Source organism: Mesorhizobium sp. AR02 (assembly GCF_024746835.1).
GTDB lineage: Bacteria > Pseudomonadota > Alphaproteobacteria > Rhizobiales > Rhizobiaceae > Mesorhizobium.
In genome coordinates, this window is record NZ_CP080531.1 from 3,314,792 (window position 1) to 3,336,096 (window position 21,305).

The 21,305-nt window shown below is 64.0% G+C and carries 20 protein-coding genes and 1 pseudogene; 9 read left to right on the forward strand and 12 right to left on the reverse strand.

All coding sequences use genetic code 11. From position 1 onward, the window contains the following. Nucleotides 1-112 precede the first annotated feature (112 nt). Entirely contained in the window at nucleotides 113-1,582 is a 1,470-nt protein-coding gene (locus tag DBIPINDM_RS20160) for a M48 family metalloprotease (RefSeq protein WP_258588866.1), read from the forward strand. Between the two features lie 159 nt (nucleotides 1,583-1,741). Here DBIPINDM_RS20160 and DBIPINDM_RS20165 read toward each other — a convergent pair whose 3' ends face one another. Further along, nucleotides 1,742-2,605 carry an RNA polymerase factor sigma-32 gene (locus DBIPINDM_RS20165; RefSeq protein ID WP_258588867.1) on the reverse strand — a complete coding sequence of 288 codons (864 nt, stop codon included), beginning with the start codon at nucleotides 2,603-2,605 and terminating at the stop codon, nucleotides 1,742-1,744. A 324-nt stretch (nucleotides 2,606-2,929) separates the two neighbouring features. Here DBIPINDM_RS20165 and DBIPINDM_RS20170 point away from each other — a divergent pair, with 324 nt between their 5' ends. From DBIPINDM_RS20170 to DBIPINDM_RS20180, 3 genes are all read left to right on the forward strand, one after another. After that, complete coding sequence (locus DBIPINDM_RS20170) at nucleotides 2,930-3,703, forward strand: amino acid ABC transporter substrate-binding protein (protein ID WP_258588868.1); 774 nt, start codon at nucleotides 2,930-2,932, stop codon at nucleotides 3,701-3,703. A 131-nt stretch (nucleotides 3,704-3,834) separates the two neighbouring features. Then, nucleotides 3,835-4,515: an amino acid ABC transporter permease gene (locus DBIPINDM_RS20175; protein WP_258588869.1), complete on the forward strand. Its 681-nt coding sequence runs from the start codon at nucleotides 3,835-3,837 to the stop codon at nucleotides 4,513-4,515. Further along, on the forward strand, nucleotides 4,512-5,285 hold the full coding sequence (locus DBIPINDM_RS20180) for an amino acid ABC transporter ATP-binding protein (protein ID WP_258588870.1): 774 nt from the start codon (nucleotides 4,512-4,514) through the stop codon (nucleotides 5,283-5,285). Before DBIPINDM_RS20175 ends, DBIPINDM_RS20180 begins: the two co-directional genes overlap by 4 nt. A gap of 78 nt (nucleotides 5,286-5,363) precedes the next feature. On the opposite strand, the gene DBIPINDM_RS20185 is transcribed toward DBIPINDM_RS20180, so the two are convergent. The 7 genes and pseudogenes from DBIPINDM_RS20185 to DBIPINDM_RS20215 all read right to left on the reverse strand — a co-directional run bounded on the left by DBIPINDM_RS20185 (nucleotide 5,364) and on the right by DBIPINDM_RS20215 (nucleotide 13,507). Beyond that, nucleotides 5,364-5,945: a CarD family transcriptional regulator gene (locus tag DBIPINDM_RS20185; RefSeq protein ID WP_010911999.1), complete on the reverse strand. Its 582-nt coding sequence runs from the start codon at nucleotides 5,943-5,945 to the stop codon at nucleotides 5,364-5,366. Nucleotides 5,946-6,315: 370 nt separating this feature from the next. Then, entirely contained in the window at nucleotides 6,316-6,654 is a 339-nt protein-coding gene (gene fdxA, locus DBIPINDM_RS20190) for a ferredoxin FdxA (protein WP_095201183.1), read from the reverse strand. A gap of 253 nt (nucleotides 6,655-6,907) precedes the next feature. Continuing rightward, nucleotides 6,908-7,295, reverse strand: a pseudogene (locus DBIPINDM_RS20195) (RNA-binding S4 domain-containing protein). A gap of 15 nt (nucleotides 7,296-7,310) precedes the next feature. After that, nucleotides 7,311-10,793 (reverse strand): helicase-related protein, encoded by a 3,483-nt coding sequence (locus DBIPINDM_RS20200; RefSeq protein WP_258588871.1) that lies wholly within the window; start codon nucleotides 10,791-10,793, stop codon nucleotides 7,311-7,313. 299 nt (nucleotides 10,794-11,092) lie between these two features. Then, nucleotides 11,093-11,329 (reverse strand): hypothetical protein, encoded by a 237-nt coding sequence (locus tag DBIPINDM_RS20205; RefSeq protein WP_258588872.1) that lies wholly within the window; start codon nucleotides 11,327-11,329, stop codon nucleotides 11,093-11,095. A gap of 176 nt (nucleotides 11,330-11,505) precedes the next feature. Beyond that, nucleotides 11,506-12,231 (reverse strand): acetoacetyl-CoA reductase, encoded by a 726-nt coding sequence (phbB, locus tag DBIPINDM_RS20210; RefSeq protein WP_258588873.1) that lies wholly within the window; start codon nucleotides 12,229-12,231, stop codon nucleotides 11,506-11,508. Nucleotides 12,232-12,322: 91 nt separating this feature from the next. Then, nucleotides 12,323-13,507 (reverse strand): acetyl-CoA C-acetyltransferase, encoded by a 1,185-nt coding sequence (locus tag DBIPINDM_RS20215; protein WP_258588874.1) that lies wholly within the window; start codon nucleotides 13,505-13,507, stop codon nucleotides 12,323-12,325. Between the two features lie 41 nt (nucleotides 13,508-13,548). On the opposite strand from DBIPINDM_RS20215, the gene DBIPINDM_RS20220 reads away from it, so the two are divergent. Continuing rightward, nucleotides 13,549-13,728 carry a hypothetical protein gene (locus DBIPINDM_RS20220; protein ID WP_258588875.1) on the forward strand — a complete coding sequence of 60 codons (180 nt, stop codon included), beginning with the start codon at nucleotides 13,549-13,551 and terminating at the stop codon, nucleotides 13,726-13,728. 81 nt (nucleotides 13,729-13,809) lie between these two features. Continuing rightward, on the forward strand, nucleotides 13,810-14,421 hold the full coding sequence (phaR, locus tag DBIPINDM_RS20225; RefSeq protein ID WP_258588876.1) for a polyhydroxyalkanoate synthesis repressor PhaR: 612 nt from the start codon (nucleotides 13,810-13,812) through the stop codon (nucleotides 14,419-14,421). Nucleotides 14,422-14,456: 35 nt separating this feature from the next. Here the strand turns inward: phaR and DBIPINDM_RS20230 are convergent, their stop codons facing one another. Together DBIPINDM_RS20230 and DBIPINDM_RS43635 are read right to left on the reverse strand one after the other, a co-directional pair. Next, on the reverse strand, nucleotides 14,457-14,924 hold the full coding sequence (locus tag DBIPINDM_RS20230; RefSeq protein ID WP_258588877.1) for a GNAT family N-acetyltransferase: 468 nt from the start codon (nucleotides 14,922-14,924) through the stop codon (nucleotides 14,457-14,459). 56 nt (nucleotides 14,925-14,980) lie between these two features. Next, nucleotides 14,981-15,190, reverse strand: a complete 210-nt coding sequence (locus tag DBIPINDM_RS43635) for a hypothetical protein (RefSeq protein ID WP_416361769.1) — start codon at nucleotides 15,188-15,190, stop codon at nucleotides 14,981-14,983. A 319-nt stretch (nucleotides 15,191-15,509) separates the two neighbouring features. Between DBIPINDM_RS43635 and ftrA the strand changes: the two genes are divergently transcribed. Continuing rightward, nucleotides 15,510-16,508: a transcriptional regulator FtrA gene (gene ftrA, locus DBIPINDM_RS20240; RefSeq protein ID WP_258588879.1), complete on the forward strand. Its 999-nt coding sequence runs from the start codon at nucleotides 15,510-15,512 to the stop codon at nucleotides 16,506-16,508. A 15-nt stretch (nucleotides 16,509-16,523) separates the two neighbouring features. Here the strand turns inward: ftrA and DBIPINDM_RS20245 are convergent, their stop codons facing one another. Next, nucleotides 16,524-17,666 (reverse strand): citrate synthase, encoded by a 1,143-nt coding sequence (locus tag DBIPINDM_RS20245; RefSeq protein WP_258588880.1) that lies wholly within the window; start codon nucleotides 17,664-17,666, stop codon nucleotides 16,524-16,526. Between the two features lie 93 nt (nucleotides 17,667-17,759). On the opposite strand from DBIPINDM_RS20245, the gene DBIPINDM_RS20250 reads away from it, so the two are divergent. After that, on the forward strand, nucleotides 17,760-18,848 hold the full coding sequence (locus DBIPINDM_RS20250) for a citrate synthase/methylcitrate synthase (protein ID WP_258588881.1): 1,089 nt from the start codon (nucleotides 17,760-17,762) through the stop codon (nucleotides 18,846-18,848). A gap of 227 nt (nucleotides 18,849-19,075) precedes the next feature. Continuing rightward, nucleotides 19,076-20,206 (forward strand): patatin-like phospholipase family protein, encoded by a 1,131-nt coding sequence (locus tag DBIPINDM_RS20255; protein WP_258588882.1) that lies wholly within the window; start codon nucleotides 19,076-19,078, stop codon nucleotides 20,204-20,206. Nucleotides 20,207-20,230: 24 nt separating this feature from the next. Here the strand turns inward: DBIPINDM_RS20255 and DBIPINDM_RS20260 are convergent, their stop codons facing one another. Further along, a complete protein-coding gene (locus DBIPINDM_RS20260) occupies nucleotides 20,231-21,223 on the reverse strand; it encodes a methionyl-tRNA formyltransferase (protein ID WP_258588883.1) in 993 nt (330 codons plus the stop codon). Between the last annotated feature and the right edge of the window lie 82 nt (nucleotides 21,224-21,305).

The following is a 21,305-nucleotide window of genomic DNA, read 5'->3' on the forward strand; positions in this document are numbered from 1 at the left end:
TAGCAGTTTGAAGTAGCGCGTGACACTCTTCGAAGATCGCCCCCGATCGTCGTCGTCATGCGCCGGGACCCGAAAGGAAGCCGTTCTGGCGATCGGCGTTAACAGGCTAAGAATGAATCCGCTGGCGCGCTTTCTGGCGCTGGCCGGCTTTGCCGTGGCCTTGGCAAGCTGCCAGATGTTCACGCCCCCGGCAGTCCAGGAATCCGGTTTCCAGCCTTCCGACAAGCCGATCACGGTCGACAATGTCGGCGCCAACAACAAGCTTGCGGAGTTGGCCAAGGCGCAGCATCCGCGCATCCTGGCCACCTATGGCGGCGAATATTCCGATCCCAAGCTCGAGCGAATGGTGGCCAAGGTCGTCGGCAATCTGACTGTGGTGTCGGCGAACCCGACCCAGACCTACCGCATCACCATCCTCAATTCGCCCAACGTCAACGCCTTCGCGCTGCCGGGCGGCTATCTCTACATCACGCGCGGCCTGCTGGCGCTGGCCAATGATTCGTCCGAACTTGCCGCCGTCATCGCGCATGAGATGGGCCACGTCACCGCCAATCACGGCCTGCAGCGCCAGCAGTTGGAGGCCGAGGAAGGCCTGGCGACCAAGGTGGTCTCTGATGTGCTGGGCGACAGCCCGACCGCCAAGGCGGCTCTGATCCGCGGCAAGCTTCGGCTGGCGCAGTTTTCGCGCAACCAGGAGTTGGAGGCAGACGCCATCGGCATCAAGTCGATTGGCGAAGCCGGCTACGACCCTTACGCCGCCGGACGCTTCCTGCAGTCGATGTCGGCCTACACCGATTTCCGTTCGATCAGCGGCGCCACCGACGCCAGCCTCGACTTCCTGGCGACGCACCCCAACACGCCGCAGCGCATCGATCTGGCGCAGCGCCATGCTCGCCAGTTCGGCGCGCCCGGCGTCGGCACGCGCGACCGCGATTCCTTCCTCGCCGGCATTGACGGCCTGCTCTATGGCGACACGCCGGAGGAAGGTTATGTGCGCGGCGAGACCTTCCTGCATCCGGGCCTCGGCGTGTCGTTCACGGTGCCGGACGGTTTCATCATCGACAATTCGGCGGCAGCGGTGACGGCGACCGGGCCGGGCGACATAGCGATCCGTTTCGACGGCGTTTCGATCGACAAGAACCGCCCCTTGACCGACTACATCAGAAGCGGCTGGGTGGCCGGTCTCGATGACAGCACTGTCAAGCAGGAAACCATCAACGGCAATGAGGCCGCGACCGCGCATGCCGGTGCCGAAGGCTGGCAGTTCGACATCGCGGTGATCCGTGCCGGCGGCCAGGTCTACCGGCTGTTGACCGCGGCACCGTCAGCCAGCACCTCGCTGGAGACGGTGGCGCGCTCGGTCAGCGGGTCGTTCCGTATCCTGAGCCCCGCAGAAAAGGCGGCTTTGAAGCCGCTGCATATTCGCGTCCTCACCGTGCAGCCGGGCCAGACCATGGGCTCGCTCGCCGCACAGATGGTCGGCGTCGATCGCAAGCTCGACCTGTTCCGGGTGCTGAACGCGCTGTCGCCGGGTGCCGCGGTTTCGGCCGGCGATAAGGTCAAGATCGTTACGGATAAATAAGAGCCCGTCGCAAACTCACTCTGCTGGACGCCTGACGCGGTTTTCTGCGCTTCCGGTGCTCATGGACTTCATGTCCACTCCGCTCCGGTTCTCGAAAACCACGCCATTCGCCTCAGCGGAACGAGTTTTCAACGCACTCTTATCCTGTGCTTTGAGTGGTCAGGCGGCTGTCGCCAGAAATTCCGGATTCTGCTTTACCAGTGCGACCTTGAGCTTTTCCATGGCGCGGGCCTCGATCTGGCGGACGCGTTCCTTGGAAATGCCGAGCGTCTCGCCGAGCGCTTCAAGCGTGGCGCCCTCGTCGTTCAGCCGGCGTTCTTCGATGATCCTGAGTTCACGCGCGTTGAGCGCGCCAAGCGCCTCGCGCAGCCAAAGCGAGCGGCGCGCGACATCGATCTTGTCGCCGACGATCTCGTCGGGCAGGGGTTCATCCGAAACTAGGAAATCCATCCGCTCGGTGGCGCCCGCATCATCGGCAAGCGGCGCGTTCAGGGAGGAGTCAGGCGCCGACAGCCGCGAATCCATCATCGCCACATCGGCCTCGGAGACGCCAAGTGCGACCGACACCTCGCGGTAGAGGGTCGTGTTGGAAAGCGGCTCCGCGCCGTTCGCCAGCCGGGCACGTAACCGTCGCAGGTTGAAGAACAGAGCTTTCTGCGCCGAGCTGGTGCCGCCGCGCACGATCGACCAGTTGCGCAGGATGTAGTCCTGCATGGAGGCGCGAATCCACCATGTCGCATAGGTCGAAAACCGCACTTCGCGCTCGGGCTCGAAGCGGGCGGCGGCCTCGAGCAGGCCGACATGGCCTTCCTGGATCAGGTCGCCGAGCGGCAGGCCGTAGTGACGGAATTTGGAGGCCATGGAAATGACCAGCCGCATATGGGCGACGGTGATGCAGTGCAGTGCGTTCTGGTCGTTGTCTTCCTTCCAGAGCAAAGCCAGTCGATGCTCCTCGTCCCGTTCGAGGTAGGGCGCCTTCATCGCCGCGCGGACCATGATCCGTCCAGCCGTGTCTTGCATCATGAGGCGCTCCCTGGCTCAGGCGATAGGACTGACGTTACGAACTTGGCCGGGCGCCGGTTGAAATCGCGGGGTCGCGCCCTAGAACAGCCAAAACTGCCATGCGCGAGAAAGGTTCCGCTGGCGCGCGGAAGCAAGCGGTGCTGTCCGGGCGATTTTGAAATCGTTCCCCGGAGCTTCAGACGTTGCAGGGAATCCCTTTTAGAGAATGTGGTTTCAGAAATTCTTTGTTTTTGAAATCTGGTTCCTTATTCTTTCGGCCCGCATCTGTCATTTTCCAGCCCTCACAACAGGCCTGACATAGGCCAAGGACGGGATCACAAAAAAATGAAATGGCTCAAATCGCTTATCGTCGCCGGAACGTTGCAGGCCCTGGCGGTCACATCAGGCCATGCTGGTGCCAATCTCGATCAGATCAAGCAGGCAGGCACCCTCAAGGTCGGCACCGAGGGCACCTACGCACCCTTCACCTATCATGACGCTTCCGGCGCGCTGGTCGGCTTCGATGTCGAGATCGCCAAGGCAATCGGCGACAAGCTTGGCGTCAAGGTCGAGTTCCTCGAAGGCAAATGGGACGGGTTGATCGCCGGCCTCGACGTCAGCCGTTATGACGCCGTCATCAACGAAGTCGGCATCACTGATGCCCGCAAGGCCAAGTACGACTTTTCCGATCCCTACATTGCCTCCAAGGCGGTGCTGATCGTGCGCGGCGACAACACCGAGATCAAGACGTTCGCCGATCTCAAGGGCAAGAAGTCGGCGCAGTCGCTGACCTCGAACTTTGGCAAGCTGGCTGAGACGAACGGCGCCGAACTGGTCGGCACCGACGGCTTCGACCAGTCGATCCAGCTGCTTTTGACCGGCCGCGCCGACGCTACGATCAATGACAGCCTGTCGTTCCTCGATTTCAAGAAGCACAAGCCCGATGCCAATGTGAAGATCGCCGCGCAAGAGGAAAACGCCGACTATTCCGGCGTCATCGTGCGCAAGGGCGATCCGGAACTGGTCGCCGCCATCAACAAGGCGCTGGCCGACATCAAGGCCGACGGCACCTACAAGAAGATCGCCGACACCTATTTCGGCCAGGACGTTTCGAAGTAATTTTTTCGAGGGTGGACCCGGTTGCCGCCCCGTCAACGCATCAGCGGCGAGCCATCTTTGATGGCTCGCCGCTTTTGTCGTGATATGGCTGACGCATTCGCATTTCGATCATCCATCCTGGAGGGCCTTTCGTGCCGCACTGGCTGCAACTGATGCTGGAGTCGCTGCCTTCGCTGCTCTGGGCCGCTCTGATCTTCACCGTACCGTTGACGCTGCTGTCCTTCGTCCTCGGCTTGACGGTTGGCCTGGGGGCAGCACTCGGCCGGCTGTTCGGACCGAAGCCGCTGGTCGCGCTCGTGCGCTTCTATGTCTGGATCTTCCGCGGCACGCCGCTTTTGGTGCAGCTGTTCCTGATCTTCTACGGTCTGCCGTCGGTCGGCATCCTGCTCGACGCCTTCACGGCAGCCCTGATCGGCTTCACGCTCAACATCGGCGCCTATACGTCGGAGATCATCCGTGCCGCCATCGGCTCGGTGCCGAAAGGCCAGTGGGAAGCCGCCTATTCGATCGGCATGACCTGGAGCCAGGCGATGCGGCGCACCATCCTGCCGCAAGCCGGCCGCGTCGCGGTGCCGCCGCTCTCCAACACCTTCATCTCGCTGGTCAAGGACACCTCGCTGGCCGCCGCCATCACCGTGCCGGAGATGTTCCAGGCGGCGCAGCGCATCGTTGCCACCTCCTATGAGCCGCTGATCCTCTATGTCGAAGCGGCGATCCTCTATCTGGCGATGAGCTCGGTGCTGTCGGCCTTGCAGACGCGGCTCGAAACCCGGCTCAACCGCTATGGCGGCTTTCTGGAGGCACGCACATGATCGGCCTCAGCAACATCGAAAAACGCTTCGGCGACAATCTGGTGCTGAAGGGCGTGACGGTCACCATCGCCGAAGGCAGTGTCACAGCACTTGTCGGTCCTTCGGGCGGCGGCAAGAGCACGCTCTTGCGTTGCATCAACCTCTTGGAGATCCCGACCTCGGGCACGGTGCGGATCGGCGACGAGACGCTCGAGTTCCGGCCGGGCATCAAGGTCCCGGCGGCAGACATAAGACGCGTGCGCCTGCAGACCGGCATGGTGTTCCAGAATTTCCAGCTGTTCCCGCACCGCACTGCGATCGAGAATGTCATGGAAGGCCTGGTGACAGTGCTGAAGTGGTCGCCTGAGAAGGCGCGCGAGCGGGCGCTCGCTTTGCTGGAAAAGGTCGGGATGGCGCACAAGGCCGATGCCTGGCCGGCGACGCTGTCAGGTGGCCAGCAGCAGCGCGTGGCGATCGCTCGCGCCTTGGCGCCGTCGCCGAAGGTGCTGCTGTGCGACGAGCCGACCTCGGCGCTCGATCCGGAACTGGCGCAAGAGGTGGTCGACGTGCTTGGCAAGCTTGCCAGTGAAGGCACCACCATGGTGATGGCGACGCATGACCTGCGCCTCGCTTCCAAGATCGCGCAGGAAGCGGTGTTCCTCGATGCCGGCGTCATCGTCGAGAAAGGGCCTTCCGCCGTACTGTTCGGCAATCCGGAGCGCGAACGGACCAAGCGTTTTATTGCGACGCTGAAGCAGGAGGCGGAGAGGGAGGGCGGCGGCCAGGCGTAGGCGCGGCCCTTGCATTGTTCGAGGAACAAAAAACCCGGCGCGAGGCCGGGTTTTTCGAGAACTTAAAAGTGAAAGAGATCAGGCAGCTTCTTCCTGCTCGGCTTCCTCATTGTCGGCCTTGGCGCCACGCTTAGGGCCCTTGTTGAGGTTGACCTCGATCAGCCGCACGGCTTCGGTTTCCGACATGCGGTTGACGGCCGCGATTTCGCGAGCCATGCGGTCGAGCGCCGCCTCGTAGAGCTGACGTTCGGAATAGGACTGCTCCGGCTGATTGTCGGCGCGATAGAGGTCGCGCACGACTTCCGAGATCGAGATCAGGTCGCCGGAATTGATCTTGGCATCATATTCCTGGGCGCGGCGCGACCACATGGTGCGCTTGACGCGGGCGCGGCCCTGCACAACCTTCAGCGCGCGCTCGACATAATCCTCTTCCGACAGCTTGCGCATGCCGATGGAGGTCGCCTTGGCGACCGGCACCTTCAGGCGCATCTTGTCCTTCTGGAAGTCGATGACGAACAGTTCCAGCTTGTGACCAGCCACTTCCTGCTCGTCGATCGACACGATCTGGCCAACGCCGTGCGCGGGATAGACGATGTACTCGCCAGTCTTGAAACCATGACGCGCACCAGTGGACTTCTTCTGCGGGGTGATCGTTGCCATTACGCCCTGAACTCCTTGTTGTGGTACCGGCGTCCTGCCGGCCCGAACTCGTGCGATCGGGGAAACCGATCGTTAGCCGCACAACAGATGAACCCACCGGAAAGGCCGGGACCGGCAAACCGCACGAGTTGCGACCGCCTGGCCCAGATCGCTCTGGTCCGGAGTGGGATTTTCACCTTTCAGTGATTTGGGGCGTCTGCGCCATAAATCGACGTTGTGTCACCGGCATGTTTCGCTGATGTAACACAAAAAGTCGGAAGAATCAAGGTTTTGCTGCATAAGCGAAGGCCACAGGTCACCTCCGCCTGTCAAGGCGGTTAATCGGCCATACCTCTTACGCCGCGTCATACCGATCGAAACGGTAGCGCTGTCAGTCGCCCTCGCCGGGTTCGGCGGAGAAATATTTCTCGAACTTGCCGGCCTCGCCGTCGAAGGTCTTGGCGTCTGCCGGCGGCTCCTTCTTGGCGGTGATGTTGGGCCATTTATCGGCATATTCGGTGTTGATCTGCAGCCATTTGTCGAGGCCCGGCTCGGTGTCGGGCTTGATCGCGTCGGCGGGACATTCGGGCTCGCAGACGCCGCAGTCGATGCACTCGTCGGGATGGATGACGAGCATGTTCTCGCCTTCGTAGAAACAGTCGACCGGACAGACCTCGATGCAGTCCATATATTTGCACTTGATGCAATTGTCGGTCACGACGTAGGTCATCGATCGGCTCCGGGACGTCCCAGCTTAATGGGCCAGTTTTCTTGGGCTTTTTCCGTGAGGTAACGCCTTTGTCCGTCGCTTGCAAGGGTTGCCATGCCCGACAGCTTCGGCGTTGGCGGAATGGAATTCCAGGCGGTAGGCGCGGCGAGGGCGGCTGATGTCCCGGGGAGCGTCTTGTTTGCCGGGTTCCGTTCTGTCCTGCGCCCGCCATTGCCCTGGGATCGCGGCCCGCGATCTGGCCGGCAAGCAAGCTTCAATCTTCGCCAAGCAGGCGGTCGGTCTGGCGGCGCTCTCTCTTGGTCGGGCGGCCGCTGCCGGCCTCGCGCAGTGCCGGAATAGCATCGGGAAGCGCCTCGCCCTTCGGTGTGGGCGGTGGCGACATGTCCTCATAGAGGGTGCGGGCTTCCTCTGCCGGGCCGCGCCGCACACCGGCGCCGAGCACCTTCCAGACGAAGATGCGCCTGTCGAGCGTGATGGTCAGGACGTCGCCCGGCTTGACCAGATCGGAGGCCTGCGCTGCTTTGTCGCGATTGATGCGCACCCGCCCGGCGACGACCAGCTTGGCCGCCAGCGAGCGCGATTTCATCCGCGCGCGAGAAGAACAGCCATTTGTCGATGCGCTGGCGGCCTTCAGCAACCATCGAACCACACCAAGTCTACTTCTTCAGCTGGTCGCGCAAGGCGGCGAGCTTGGCGAAGGGCGAATCCGGATCGAACCGCACCGGGCGTTCCTCGCGCGGCTTTGGCTGGAAGGCGGGCTTTGCGCCCCCCTTGCCGCGATCGGGGCCACCCTTGCCCTCGGGCCTGCCGCCCTTCCAGTCGGGCCGGCCTTCGCGGCGCTCGGGACGCTCGCCTTGCGGGCGGGCATCGCGGCGCTGTTCACCTTCGGCCTGCGGCTTGGGCTTGAATTTCGAGCGGTCGAAGCGCGGCTTGCCGGCGCCGTCGCGCCGTCCTTCATGGGCTGCGCGTTCTCCGGGTGCGGCCGCTGCCTGCGCTCCGGCGGCATCGGCCGGCGCATTGTTTCGGCCGCGCGCTTGTCCGTTGCGCTGGCGGTTGTTGCGGCCTTCGTGATGGCGGGGACGCTGTTCGAAACGGCCCTGACGCCACAACAGGATCGGCTTGGGCGCTTCGACTTCCACAGCGGGCTCGCCGGCAGCCGCTTCGGTCACGACGACAGGCTCGCCGGTCTCACCCTCCCCCTCGTGGGGAGGGTCGGCGCGCAGCGTCGGGGTGGGGGCCGCGCTGGCTTCGTCAGCACTGCCGGCTTCGTCAGCGCCACCTGCATCGTCTGCGCCATCACCCCCACCCGCGTCGCTTCGCGCCGCGACCTCCCCCATCGAGGGGGAGGTGAGGGCGCTGTCGCTTTCGGTGACAGTGACGTCAGCGAGGGCTTCCGCCACGAGCGGGACCTCTTCCACGGCTTCGGCCGGAGCTTCGGTTGGCTCTTCCGCAACAGGCTCTTCTGCCGGTTCCACGATGACCGCGGCCGGCGCTTCGACGGCGGCCTCGGCGGGAGCCGGTTCCGAACCCTCGACTGCTGCCTCCGCCGCCGCATCTGCTGCGGCAGCCTCCGCAGCCCTGGCCTGCTCGGCACGTGCAGCCTCTTCCGCTGCGAGTTTCGCGGCTGCGGCTTCGCGTGCGGCAGTGTCCTGCGCCTCGAGCCGTGCCTTGACCTCGGCCGCCGGCTTCGGCTCGGCGCGATAGCCCAGGCCCTTGAGGATCTCTTCCATGTCGTCGGCGGTGGCGCCGAGGATCGACATCATCGGCGGCGTGACCATGAAGGATTGGCCGTCATAGGCGCCGTCCGGACGCTGGCCGAGGCCGGGCTTCCAGTTGGTCGCCGGACGGATGAGATCCGCCAGCCGTTCCAATATGTCGATGCGCACGGCACGGCGGCCGAGATTGCGGTAGCCGGCAAGCTTGTAGAAGGCCTTGTCGAAGGCCGGATCGATGACCACAGATGTGCGGCCCGACGCCAGCGCGTGGACCACGTCGCCGAAACCAGGCTTGTCCTTGCCGTCGTTCGTCAGCGCCCACAGCAAGGTCACCAGTCCGGCGGGCGCCGGCTTGATCAGGGCCGGCACGAAGACATGGTAAGCGCCGAAGCGCACGCCAAGCCGGCGAAGGGCTGCACGACCTTCCTGGTCTAGTGACTTCATCTCCTCGGCGATGTCGCGGCGATTGATGAGGCCGAAATTCTCGACCAGCTGGAAGGCGATGCCACGGCCGATGCCGGAAATCTGCTCGGCGTTCTTCAGGTCGACCAGCGGCTTCAGCAGCGTTTCGATCTGGAAATTGACGAAACGTTCGGCGCGCGCGGCGACCTTGTCGCGCGCCGGGCCGGTCAGTTGTTCGTCGGCCAGCAGAACCAGACGCGGCTTCAGCGGGTCTTCGCCTGAAACCAGCGTGCCGATCGGAGCGCCGATCCAGCGCAGCGTGCCGTCCGAGCCAAGTGCGAGGTCCCCATTGGGACAGGCGCCAAAACGTTCGGCGCGCGCCTCGAATTCGGCGGCCAGCGCCTTTTGCGCGGCCGTGCGCACGGCCTTGGCGTCTTCGCCGCCGGCGGTCTGGTCGGCGGTGAAGCGGAACCCTTGCAACTCGCCGACATGGTGGCCTTCGACAAGGACGGTTCCGGTAGGACTAATTTCGGCTTCGGGCATGGTATTTTCTCTAAGGCGCCGCATGAGGACGGAAGTCCTGCGGTCTACGAAGCGTTTCGTCAACCGCTCATGCAGCGCATCCGACAATCTGTCTTCGATTTCGCGCGTCTTTTCCTGCCAGTGTGCCTGATCGGCCAGCCAGCCGGGCCGGTTCGACACAAATGTCCAGGTGCGGATCTGGGCAATGCGGTGCGACAGCGTGTCGATGTCGCCTTCGGTGGTGTCGGCGCGGCGCACCTGCTCGGCCATGTAATTCTCGTCGACATGGCCATGCCGGGCAAGGTCCATATAGATCGAGGCGATGAGGTCGGCATGCTGGGCGGGTGCGATCTTGCGGTAGTCGGGCAGCGCGCAGGCTTCCCACAGCAGCGCCACGCGCTTGGCGTCGGTGGCGAGCGCGCGGATATCCTCGTCGCGGGAGAGATATTCGAGCGCCTGGGCGTCGACTGCCGGCAGCGCCCGCGTCAGGCCCTCGACAGGCGCGTTGGTCTCGATCGAGCGTTTCAGCGCATCGAGGCTGGCGAAGTCGAAATGCGCGGTGCGCCACTGCAGCACCTTCACCGGATCGAAGTCATGGCCCTCGATCTTCTTGATCAACTCCTCGTCAAGCGGATCGACCTGGCCGGTGACGCCAAAGGTGCCGTCGCGCAGATGCCGGCCGGCGCGGCCGGCGATCTGGCCAAGCTCGGCCGCGGTCAAATTGCGATACTGGTAGCCATCGAATTTGCGGTTCTGGGCAAAGGCGACATGGTCGAGATCGAGGTTGAGGCCCATGCCGATGGCATCGGTGGCAATAAGATAGTCGACGTCGCCCGACTGGAACAAGGCCACCTGGGCGTTGCGGGTGCGCGGCGAGAGCGCCCCGAGCACAACCGCGGCACCGCCCTGCTGGCGGCGGATCAGTTCGGCGATGGCATAGACCTCGTCGGCGGAGAAGGCGACGATCGCGGTGCGGCGTGGCAGGCGGGTCAGCTTCTTCGAACCGGCATAGGCCAGATGCGACAGCCTCGGCCGTGTCACCACCGAGACGCCCTTCAGCAGGCGCTGCAAGATGCCGTGCATGGTGGCCGCGCCAAGCAGCAGCGTTTCCTGGCGGCCGCGCAGATGCAGGATGCGGTCGGTGAAGATGTGGCCGCGCTCGAGGTCGCCGGCGAGCTGCACCTCGTCGATGGCGACGAAGGCGGCGTCGGTCTCACGCGGCATGGCCTCGACGGTGCAGACAGAATATTTCGCGCCCGGCGGCTGGATCTTCTCCTCGCCGGTGATCAGCGCGACCTTGTGGGCGCCGACCTTTTCGCAGACGCGCGTGTAGACTTCCCGGGCCAGCAGCCTGAGCGGCAGGCCAATGACGCCGGTTTCGTGCGCCACCATGCGCTCGATGGCGAGATGGGTCTTGCCGGTGTTGGTCGGGCCAAGCACGGCGGTCACGTCGCGGCCCGACAGGATCAGCGGCTCGGTGTGTTTCGGCTGGATGTTCATCGACCTGGAAATAAGGCTTTCTGGCCTCTGGTTGTCGGGAGCGTGCCTCAACTGGCGCGTATGACAGGCGACACATAGGGATTTCGGGCGCGAAGCGAAAGCGGAATGTTCCGCCGGCGGCTCGAAGGCCTCTCTGTCAAGCCCTTAAGTGGTTGCTGATTAAGAGTTGGAACGAGTCTGGAACGAATCGGCGACGAATCAGTGACTCCGACAGATTCAGCTTTTGTTCACGGCTAGATGTGGATTTCGTGACCATGAGTCTCACCACATACTGAATCCCTGAACTGGCCCGTTTTATGCTAGGCGAGCTCAGCCATTAAGCTTTGCCGGGAAACCACGAATGCGGCTCGATGCATATCGCTCAAGATTATGAAATTGTTAATCTTTCTGAACTGGGCGTTAAGGAATTGCGGGCGATTCCGGCCCATTAACGTTAACTTCCGCTCAAAGCCGGAACGAATCGGCGACAAAGCAGCGCCGGCGGCATTTTCCCGTTTTGTTCCTCCAATATCTTGTGTTGTGAACAGCTTATCCACCGAGAATTCACAGGCTTGCCCACAGGGTTCGCACAGGCGGCGCTGCCGCCATTAACTTTTGCGTGCCGGATTGGGGCATTGCGCCGCAGCGGGGGCGTTTGGCTCCAGGGCATCAATTGAAAACGGACCGGTTTCCCGGTCCGTTCGTGACAGGATATGAGCCGCCGTTGGATGTCTCAGGCGAAGTACTGGCCACCATTGGCCGTGATGGTCGAGCCGGTGATGAAGCCGGCATCCTCCGAAGCGAGGAAGACGACGCAGCGCGCGATCTCTTCCGGTTCGCCGAGGCGGCCGACCGGGATTTGCGGCAGGATGCGCTCGTTGAGCACCTTCTCATCGATCGCCTTGACCATTTCGGTGGCGATGTAGCCGGGGCAGATGACGTTGACGGTGATACCCGCCCGAGCGCCCTCTTGAGCCAGCGCCTTCGAGAAGCCGATGTCGCCGGCCTTGGCGGCAGAATAATTGACCTGCCCGGCCTGACCCTTCTGGCCGTTGATCGAGGAGATGGTGACGACGCGGCCGAACTTGCGCTCGCGCATGCCGTTCCAAAGCGGATGCGTCATGTTGAAAACACCGGACAGGTTGGTGTCGATGACCTCTTTCCACTGCTCGCGCGTGATCTTGTGGAACATGGCGTCGCGGGTGATGCCGGCATTGTTGACCAACACCGAAACCGGGCCGAGATCGGCCTCGACCTGTTTGATGCCGGCGGCGCAAGCGTCATAGTCGGCGACCGACCATTTGTAGACCGGAATGCCGGTTTCGGCCTTGAACTTCGCCGCCGCCTCGTCGTTGCCGGCATAGTTAGCGGCAACCGAATAGCCGGCGTTCTTCAAAGCGATCGAGATCGCCGCGCCGATGCCACGCGATCCACCCGAGACGATTGCAACCTTGGTCATGCATTTCCCCTTTTTGAAGTCGCCCTGTTGTCGGGCTTGGCAGGCACTGGATAGGAAACGGGCGGCTTGCGCCGCCCATCTTTATGTTTTGTCAGAGTGCTTCCACGCACAGGGCGACGCCCATGCCGCCGCCGATGCACAGGGTGGCGAGGCCCTTCTTGGCGCCGCGGCGGCGCATCTCGTAGACCAGCGTGTTGAAGACGCGGGCGCCCGAGGCGCCGATCGGGTGGCCGATGGCGATGGCGCCGCCATTGACGTTGACGATCGAGGGATCCCAGCCCATGCCCTTGTTGACGGCGCAGGCCTGCGCGGCGAAGGCCTCGTTGGCCTCGACGAGGTCGAGATCGCCGACCGACCAGCCGGCCTTTTCCAAAGCCTTGCGCGAGGCGGGAATGGGCCCGGTGCCCATGATCGCCGGATCGACGCCGGCGGTTGCCCAGGACGCGATGCGCACGAGCGGGGTAATGCCGCGCTTTACGGCTTCCGCTTCGCTCATCAGCAGCGCGCCGGCCGCACCGTCATTGATGCCGGATGCGTTGGCGGCGGTGACCGTGCCGTCCTTGTCGAAGGCCGGCTTCAGCTTGGTCATGGCATCGATCGTGGCGCCGTGGCGAATGTACTCGTCCTGGTCGACGACGGTGTCGCCCTTCTTGCCCTTGATGGTGAACGCAACGATCTCGTCCTTGAACTTGCCGGCCTTCTGCGCCGCCTCGGCCTTGTTCTGCGAGGCCAGTGCGAACTGGTCCTGGTCGTCACGGGTGATCTGGAACTGGCGGGCGACATTTTCAGCCGTGTTGCCCATGTGATAGCCGTTGAAGGCATCCCACAGCCCGTCCTTGATCATGGTGTCGATCATCTTGTAGTCGCCCATCTTGACGCCGGCGCGCAGATGCTCGGCGTGCGGCGACAGCGACATCGATTCCTGGCCGCCGGCGATGATCACCTTGGCATCGCCAGTGGCGATCTGCTGCATGCCGAGCGCGATGGCGCGCAGGCCCGAGCCGCAAACCTGGTTCAGGCCCCAGGCGGTGGTTTCCTTGGGCAGGCCGGCAATGATCGAGGCCTGGCGGGCCGGGTTCTGCCCCTGGGCGGCGGTCAGCACCTGACCGAGGATGACCTCGTCGACTTCGGCGGCTTCGACACCGGCGCGCGACAAAAGTTCCTTGATGACGACGGCGCCGAGTTCATGCGCCGGGGTGGCCGCGAAAGCACCGTTGAAGGAGCCGACGGCCGTGCGTGCGGCACTGGCGACAACGATGGAATTGGCAGAGGACATTTTCTTCTCCAGACTTCGAGCTGTCGTGTTTTTGGGCATTGTTGGCGACTTTTCTTGCCCTTTCCATGATCCAAGTCAAACCGGAAATCGGCATGGCGCCCATGCGCCGCAAGCAGGTCGCGCGTCGCCGTGCCGGCGGGCTGGCTGCTGCTGCGCAGCATATTTTGCCTGCTATGCAGCATTATGTGATCCCGCACTGCACAAACTGCTTGGAATTATGAGGCTTTTGCGCATATCCTCGAAAAGGGCGCAATCGTTACCGGCTGCTTACTCAGGCGTGCCGGTGTCCGGGGAGGATGCAGATGGCCGCAAAAGACGATCCGATCATTATCAAGAAATACGCCAATCGCCGCCTCTATAATACGGGGACGAGCACCTATGTGACGCTCGAGGATCTGGCCGAGATGGTCAAGAAAGGCGAGGAGTTCACCGTCCAGGACGCCAAGACCGGTGACGACATCACGCATCCGGTGCTGACCCAGATCATTTTCGAATTGGAGAACAAGGATGGGCAGAACATGCTGCCGATCCCGTTCCTGCGCCAGCTGATCGCCTTCTATGGCGACCAGATGCAGATGATCGTGCCGAGCTTCCTCGAACAGTCGATGATCGCTTTCTCCAAGGAGCAGGAGCGCTTTCGCGAGCAGATGAAGGGCGCCATCGGCAAGTCGCCGCTGGACGTGATGAAGATCGCGACACCGATCAAGGCGCTGGAAGAGCAGACGCGCCGCAACATGGAAATGTTCCAGAACGCGATGCGGCTGTTCACACCGTTTCCGCCCGCTGGGTCACCGCCGGCCGCGGCTCCCGCAGAGCCAGCCAGGAAGGACGCGCCGCCGGAGAAGTCCGACGATCTGCAGCAGCTCAAGGACCAGATCGCGGCGATGCAGCGCAAGCTCGACACGATGTCGTGAGCCGACCAGCCGGCAAGGCCAAATCCGGTCTTGCCCTATCCGTCGATAGTGATCTGCCACAATTCCCAGGTTTCGTCGGCCTGCCCGTCGAGCGAGCGGTAAAAGGCCTTGGCGGGCATGTTGGATTGCAGCACCGTCCACTTGATGGCGGATGCGCCGATGCCGATCGCATGGTCGCGCAGCCGCTGCACAAGGGCGTGGCCGACCGACATGCCGCGCGCCGTCTCCGCCACGCATAGTTCCTTCAGCACCACGACGGGCTTGAGATCATAGGTCCAGGGTATGAGATAGTGGACGGCGATGCCGACGATCGCGCCGCCGACTTCGGCCACGAACACCCCGAAGCGAGGTGATGGCCCGAGCCCATGTTCGACGATGTCGGCTTCGGTGACGCGGAATTTGTCGTCATAGCCCTCGAAGACGGCGAGCGCCCGCATAAGGACGAGCACCGCGCCGACATCCCGCCGCTCGAACGGACGGACGGTAACCGCCGCTTTGCGCATGGTTTTGTCCTCGCTGCCGATCTTGTCTGGTTGGCGCACAGACCTCGGGCTGGCGATCATGGGCGCAAGACGCCAGGCTCCTTGCCTGAGGCGAAAGGAAGCTCTTCGTCCTGCCAGCCTGAAATGCCACCGATCATGATCTTGACCGGCAGGCCGAGGCTGGCCAGCTTGAAGGCCGCCCGGTCCGCGCCGTTGCAATGCGGCCCGGCGCAATAGACGACGAACAGCGTGCCGGCCGGCCATTGTGCCATCCGCTCGGCCGACATCTCGCGGTGCGGCAGATGCCGCGCGCCGGGCACATGGCGGCGCTCATAGGCTTGCGCGGAACCGACCACGTGCAGAAGGACAAAGTCCGGCTCTCCGCTGCGCAGTGTCGCGGCGACGTCGGAACAGTCGGTCTCGACCGAAAGCCGGCGTAGGAAATGGTCTCGGGCAATTTCCGGCGATGCCGCTGGAATGTCTGTCACATGGCTCATCAAGCTTCTCCATTCGCCGATGGAGCTGGCCTCCATCGCTGATGGAGCTGAGGTAGCGCACCACGCCGGGCGATTGCAGCTGGCAGCTTTGCCATATATCGTCAAGATCATGCCAAATGTGCCCCCTGCCAATCGGCCCGCCGCCAACCTGCTTGTCGTTGCCGTCGCCTATGATGGGCTGTGCACGTTCGAATTTGGCGTGGCGGCCGAGGTGTTCGCCTTGCCCAGACCGGAGATGGGTGCGGATTGGTACCGTTTTGCCGTCGCCGGCATAGATGCCGGTGAGATGCGCGCGATGGGCGGCGTGCGCATCGTCGCCGATGGCGGGCCCGATCTGATCGGCGAGGCCGGCACGGTGATCGTGCCTGGATGGCGCGGCGTGGATTGTCCCGTGCCGCCAGCGCTGATCGAAGCGCTTCGGACGGCCAATGAGCGGGGCGCACGCATTCTGTCCATCTGCTCTGGGGTCTTCGTGCTTGCGGCGGCCGGCCTGCTCTCAGGCAAGAAGGCAACCACGCATTGGCGCTACAGCGAGAGGCTGAGGGAGCTGTACCCCGATATCACCGTGGTCCCTGACGTTTTGTACATCGATGAGGGAAATGTCCTGACATCGGCCGGCAGCGCGGCCGGCATCGACCTGTGCCTGCACCTGGTGCGGCGCGATTTCGGTACCAAGGCGGCCAACATGGTGGCGCGCCGCCTTGTCGTGCCGCCGCACCGCGACGGCGGCCAGGCGCAGTATGTCGAGAGTTCCGTTCCCGAGCCGCACGAACGCAGCCGGCTCGGGCCGTTGATCGATAGAATGCGCGCCGATATTTCCGCCGACTATCCCGTCGCCATCCTGGCTGACCTGGCCGGGATGAGCGAGCGGACATTTTTGCGCCGGTTCGCCGCCGCAACCGGCGTTACGCCGGCGCGATGGCTGCTTTCGGAACGGCTTTCGCGGGCGCGCACGCTGCTGGAAGACACGAGCATGCCGATCGAGCGGATTGCCGAGACCGCCGGATTTGGCGCGGCGGCGACGTTGCGGCATCATTTCCGCCAGCAATTCGCCACGACGCCTGCCGCTTACCGGGCGGGGTTCGGGACCAACGCCAACTCCGCCTGACGACGTCACGCGCCGTCAGGGCAACAGTCCCTCATAGCGGCCGCGCGGCCGAATGATGCTGCCGCTGACGATCTGTTCGACCATATGCGCGGCCCAGCCGACGCTGCGTCCAAGCGCGAACAAATGGAACGGTGCATCGCGCGGCAGGCCGAGGCTGCGCGTCAGTACGGCCAGGGCAAAATCGATGTTCGGCTGGGCGCCGGTCGCGGCAATGGCGGCGGCCTCCAGCGACCGCAATGTGTCGTCGGGGTTGCCGATGGCCGCCAGAAGCGCCGTGGCGCGGGGATCGCCCTCGGGATAGAGCTGATGGCCGAACCCCGGCAAAGGCCGGTCATGGCCGAGCCAGCGCCGGATCGCGGCATCGGCGCCATGCCGCGCTGCATCCTCTGCCAGTTGCATCACCGCTTCGCCGGCGCCACCGTGGCGTGGGCCGGACAGTGTCGCCAGGCCCGCCAGCAGGCAAGCTGCGGGCGAGGCTCCAGTCGAGGCGGCGACGCGGGCCGCGAAGGTCGACGCGTTGAGTTCGTGATCGGCGAGCAGCACAAGCGCACGCCGGATCGCTTCGGCACCACCGTCATCGACTGACCAGCCCCGCGCCAATCGCCGATGCACGGGCTCCGGCCCCGCCTCGGCACCGAGAGCCCCGGCCAGCACACCGATCGCGCGTGCGGCGTCGGCGCACAGCGAGGTGGCGTTGCGGCCAAGTGAAGGCCGGCCCTGGCCGGCCAGCAAAGCAAGCTGCGCAAAGGCCGGGGCGCGGCCAGGTTGGCCCAGTGCATCTGGCACCGGCGCTTCGAAACGGACCGGTTCAGGCAGGTCCCAAAGCACAGCGGCGGTCTCTTCCAGCGTGGCATGGTCGGACAGCGCAGCGGCGTCCCGGGCGCGATAGATGAGGTGACCGTGCCAAACAGTCGAAATCGCCGTCACGATCGACGGCTCGCCCCAGGCAATGGCACTTTCGGCGATGGCCGAGGGGCTGCGTCCGCGCGCCCTGCGCGTTGCGAGTGCTGCGATATCATCGGCGCGATATTCGCTGCGGCGCGGATCGGCACGGTCCGGGCGCATGCCGATGCGCCCACGGCTGACATAGGCGTAGAGCGTCTGCGGTCTCACCTTGAGCCTCTCCAGCGCCTCTTCCCGTGACAACCATTCGGACATTTTTCGCTCTGATATTGATTCTGTTGATCAAGATTGATGCTTGTGTCGCCCACCCTTATCTCCCATCCGGAAAAGCTTCAAGGAGACAAGGCTATGGCGAATGGGCTCGATGATGTGGTGGCGGCTGAAACCGTGCTGTCCGACGTGGACGGTCTGGGCGGCCGCCTGACGATCCGCGGCCATTCGCTGCCGGAGCTGGCCGGACGATGGAGTTATCCGCAGGTCGTCCGCCTGTTGCTGGATGGGTTCTTCGAGGATCTGCCTGGTGACGCCGAACTGGCGGTGAAACTGGGCGAGGCACGTGTCGAGGTGTTCGACCGCCTCCTGCCTTCGCTGCCCTTGCTGGCGTCGCTTGAAATCTACAGCGCCATGCGCGCCGGCATGGCAATGCTGCCGGACGGCGAGACGCTGGCGGACGCGCTACGGCTGATCGCGGCGCCGGCGGTGCTGACGCCGGCTTTGCTGCGCCTGCAGCGCGGTGAGCAGCCGATCGCGCCGGACGGCAAGGCCGATCATGCCGCCGACATGTTGCGGATGCTCAAGAGTTCCGTCCCGTCGCCGGCATTGGCAAAGGCGCTCGACACCTATCTGGTGACCGTCTGCGACCATGGCCTCAACGCCTCGACCTTCGCCACCCGCGTCGTCGCTTCGACATTGGCCGGGCTGACCTCGTCGGTGCTGGCCGGCCTCGGCGCGCTCAAGGGGCCGCTGCATGGCGGTGCGCCCGGCCCGGTGATCGAGATGCTGGATGCGATTGAGGCGCATGGCGATGCCGCCGGCTGGCTGCGCGACGAGATCGCGCATGGCAGGCGCATCATGGGCTTCGGCCATCGCATCTACCGCGTGCGCGACCCGCGCGCCGATGTGCTGAAGGCGGTGGTGCGGCAACTCGGCAGCGAGGGCGAAACCGGCCGCCGGCTGGCCTTCGCTGAAAAGGTCGAACAGACGGCGCTTGAGGTGCTGCGGATCGCCAAGCCGCAGCGCTCGCTGCAGACCAATGTCGAGTTCTACACCGCGCTGGTGCTGGAAGCGGCTGGTTTTCCGCCACACGCCTTCAGCAATGTTTTTGCCGCCGGGCGCGTCTCCGGCTGGATCGCGCATGCACGGGAGCAGCAGACGACCGGACGGCTGATCCGCCCGCAATCGCGCTATGTCGGCCCGGTGCCTGACCTGGTCGCCTGAAGCTCCAGCCTGTTTCGAAAGACCGGGGCCTCTCCGCATTCCGGGGCCTCTCCGCATTGAAGCGGAGGGGCTTTTTTGGCATGACCGAAATTTCATGTGATCACGCGACCGTGTTCGTGTTCTTGCCTTGGTCCGTCCTTATATGCTGCACTGCAACATAGACCGGCGATAGCTGCTTCTTCCAATGACGTTGGGGCAGGCCGGTGCATCAGGATGACAGGAACGCCATGACGAAGAACGGCAAGGCGGAGGAAAACAAGAAGATCAACATCGCGCTACAGGGCGGCGGCTCGCATGGCGCCTTTTCCTGGGGTGTGCTCGACCGGCTGCTGGAGGACGGCAGGCTGGAGATATCAGCAGTATCCGGCACCAGCGCCGGCGCCATGAACGCGGTGGCGCTGGCCGACGGTTTTGTGCGCGGCGGGGTCGAAGGCGCGCGCAAGAAGCTGGACGATTTCTGGCGCGCCGTCGCGGCGAAGGGCCGGTTCAGCCCGGTGCAGCGCATGCCTTGGGATGTCGCCTGGGGCAACTGGTCGATCGAGAACACGCCGGGCTATGTCTTCTTCGACACCATGTCGCGGGTGTTCTCGCCCTATGTCGCCAATCCGCTCGGCCTCAATCCATTGCGCGACGTCGTCGCGCAGGAGATCGACTTCAGGAATGTCCGCGCCTGCAAGTCGATGGAGCTGTTCATCTCTGCCACCAATGTCGAGACCGGGCAGTTGCGGGTCTTTTCCGACGGCGAGATCGACCTCGACACGGTGATGGCCTCGGCCTGCCTGCCGCAACTGTTCCGCGCCGTCGAGATCAAGGGCGTGCCCTATTGGGATGGCGGCTATGGCGGCAACCCGGCGCTGTTCCCGTTCTTCAAGACGGCGGCGACCGAGGATGTGCTTTTGGTCCAGATCAATCCGGTGGTGCGCGAAGGCACGCCAAAGAGTGCCAACGAGATCCAGAACCGCATCGACGAGATCACCTTCAATGCCGGGCTGTTGAACGAATTCCGCTCGATCGCCTTCGTCAAGGAACTGATCGCCGCCGGCCGTCTGCCGCATGGCGAGTACCGCGACATCCGCATGCACCGCATCGATGCCGACGAGGCGTTCAAGGACCTGTCGGCATCATCCAAGGTCAATGCCGAATGGGCCTTCCTGAGCTATCTCAGAGATCTCGGCCGCACGGCGGCCAGCGACTGGCTGGAAGAGAATTACGACGCGGTCGGCAATCGGCCGACGCTCGATCTCTCCGGCGAACTCGACGACGGCTTCAAGCCGGTGCGCGGACCGGCGCCAGGTCGTCGGGTGAAGGAGTTTCTTGCCGCTCGCAAGAACCCGGAGGCGGAGCGCCGCCGGGCCTGAACCCGCCGGCGCTGGCTGACGCCATCAGGCGTCAGCGACGTCCTTCTCGACCTTGGCGGCCACGGCAGGTTTTGCCGCCGGGGCGTCGGTTCCCAGTTTTGAGCCTGCCAGCAGGCCTTTCGACTTCGCGAACTCGGCGCCGGACATTTTTGCCCCGGCTTCGGTGCGGACCTTGAAGATTTCAAGATTGCCGCCCTGGACGGTGACTTGCAGGCTCTTTTCGCCGACCCAGCTGATCTCGCCGGGTTTGCCGACCACATCGGCGAACTTGCGTGCCGGGTGCTTCCGGACCTCGAACAGGCGGATTTTTTCGCCGTCCACGGTCGTCCAGGCGCCGGGCGCCGGGTCGCAGCCGCGGATGAGGTTGTGGATGGTGTCGATATGGCTGTGCCAGTTGATCCTGGCCTCGGCGTCCTTGCACCAACCCTCGTAGCTCGCCTGGGATTCGTCCTGCGGGATTTCCTGGTGGCGGCCGGAGACGACGAGATCGGCCGCGTCTAGCATCGCCTGGACGCCGAGCGGAAACAGCCGGTCGAAATAGACGCTGCCCAGCGTGTCCTCGGGGCCGATGCCGACCGTCACCTGCAGCAGGACCGGACCTTCGTCGAGGCCATCGGTCGGGCGGAAGATGGTCAGGCCGGTCTGGCCGTCGCCCTTGATCAGCGGCCAGTTGATCGAGCTCGGGCCGCGGTACTTCGGCAGCAGCGAAGGGTGGTACTGGATGGTGCCGTGCTTCGGAATGTTGACGAAGGTCTGCGGGGCGAACTGCAGTACATAGGCCATGACCGCCAGCTCGACATCGAGTTCGCGCAGCGCTGTTTCCGCTGCCTCGCCCTTCAGGCTCGGCAGCTGGAACAGTTTTAGTCCGTGTTCCTCGGCCGCGAGGCGCAGCGGGTCGGGCCTGGCGCCAGGCTTTTCCGGGGCGCAGAAGACGCCGGCGATCTCGTCGCCGCGCGCCAGGAAGGCCTCAAGCACGCTTTTGCCGAAGGCCTGCTGTCCGATGATTGCAAGACGCATGATGGGATTCCCTGTTGTTGGACAAAGCTCGGGTGAGCCCTCGTTGACCTCGGCGGTCGCGGAAGGCGTTTTCAGATGTCGG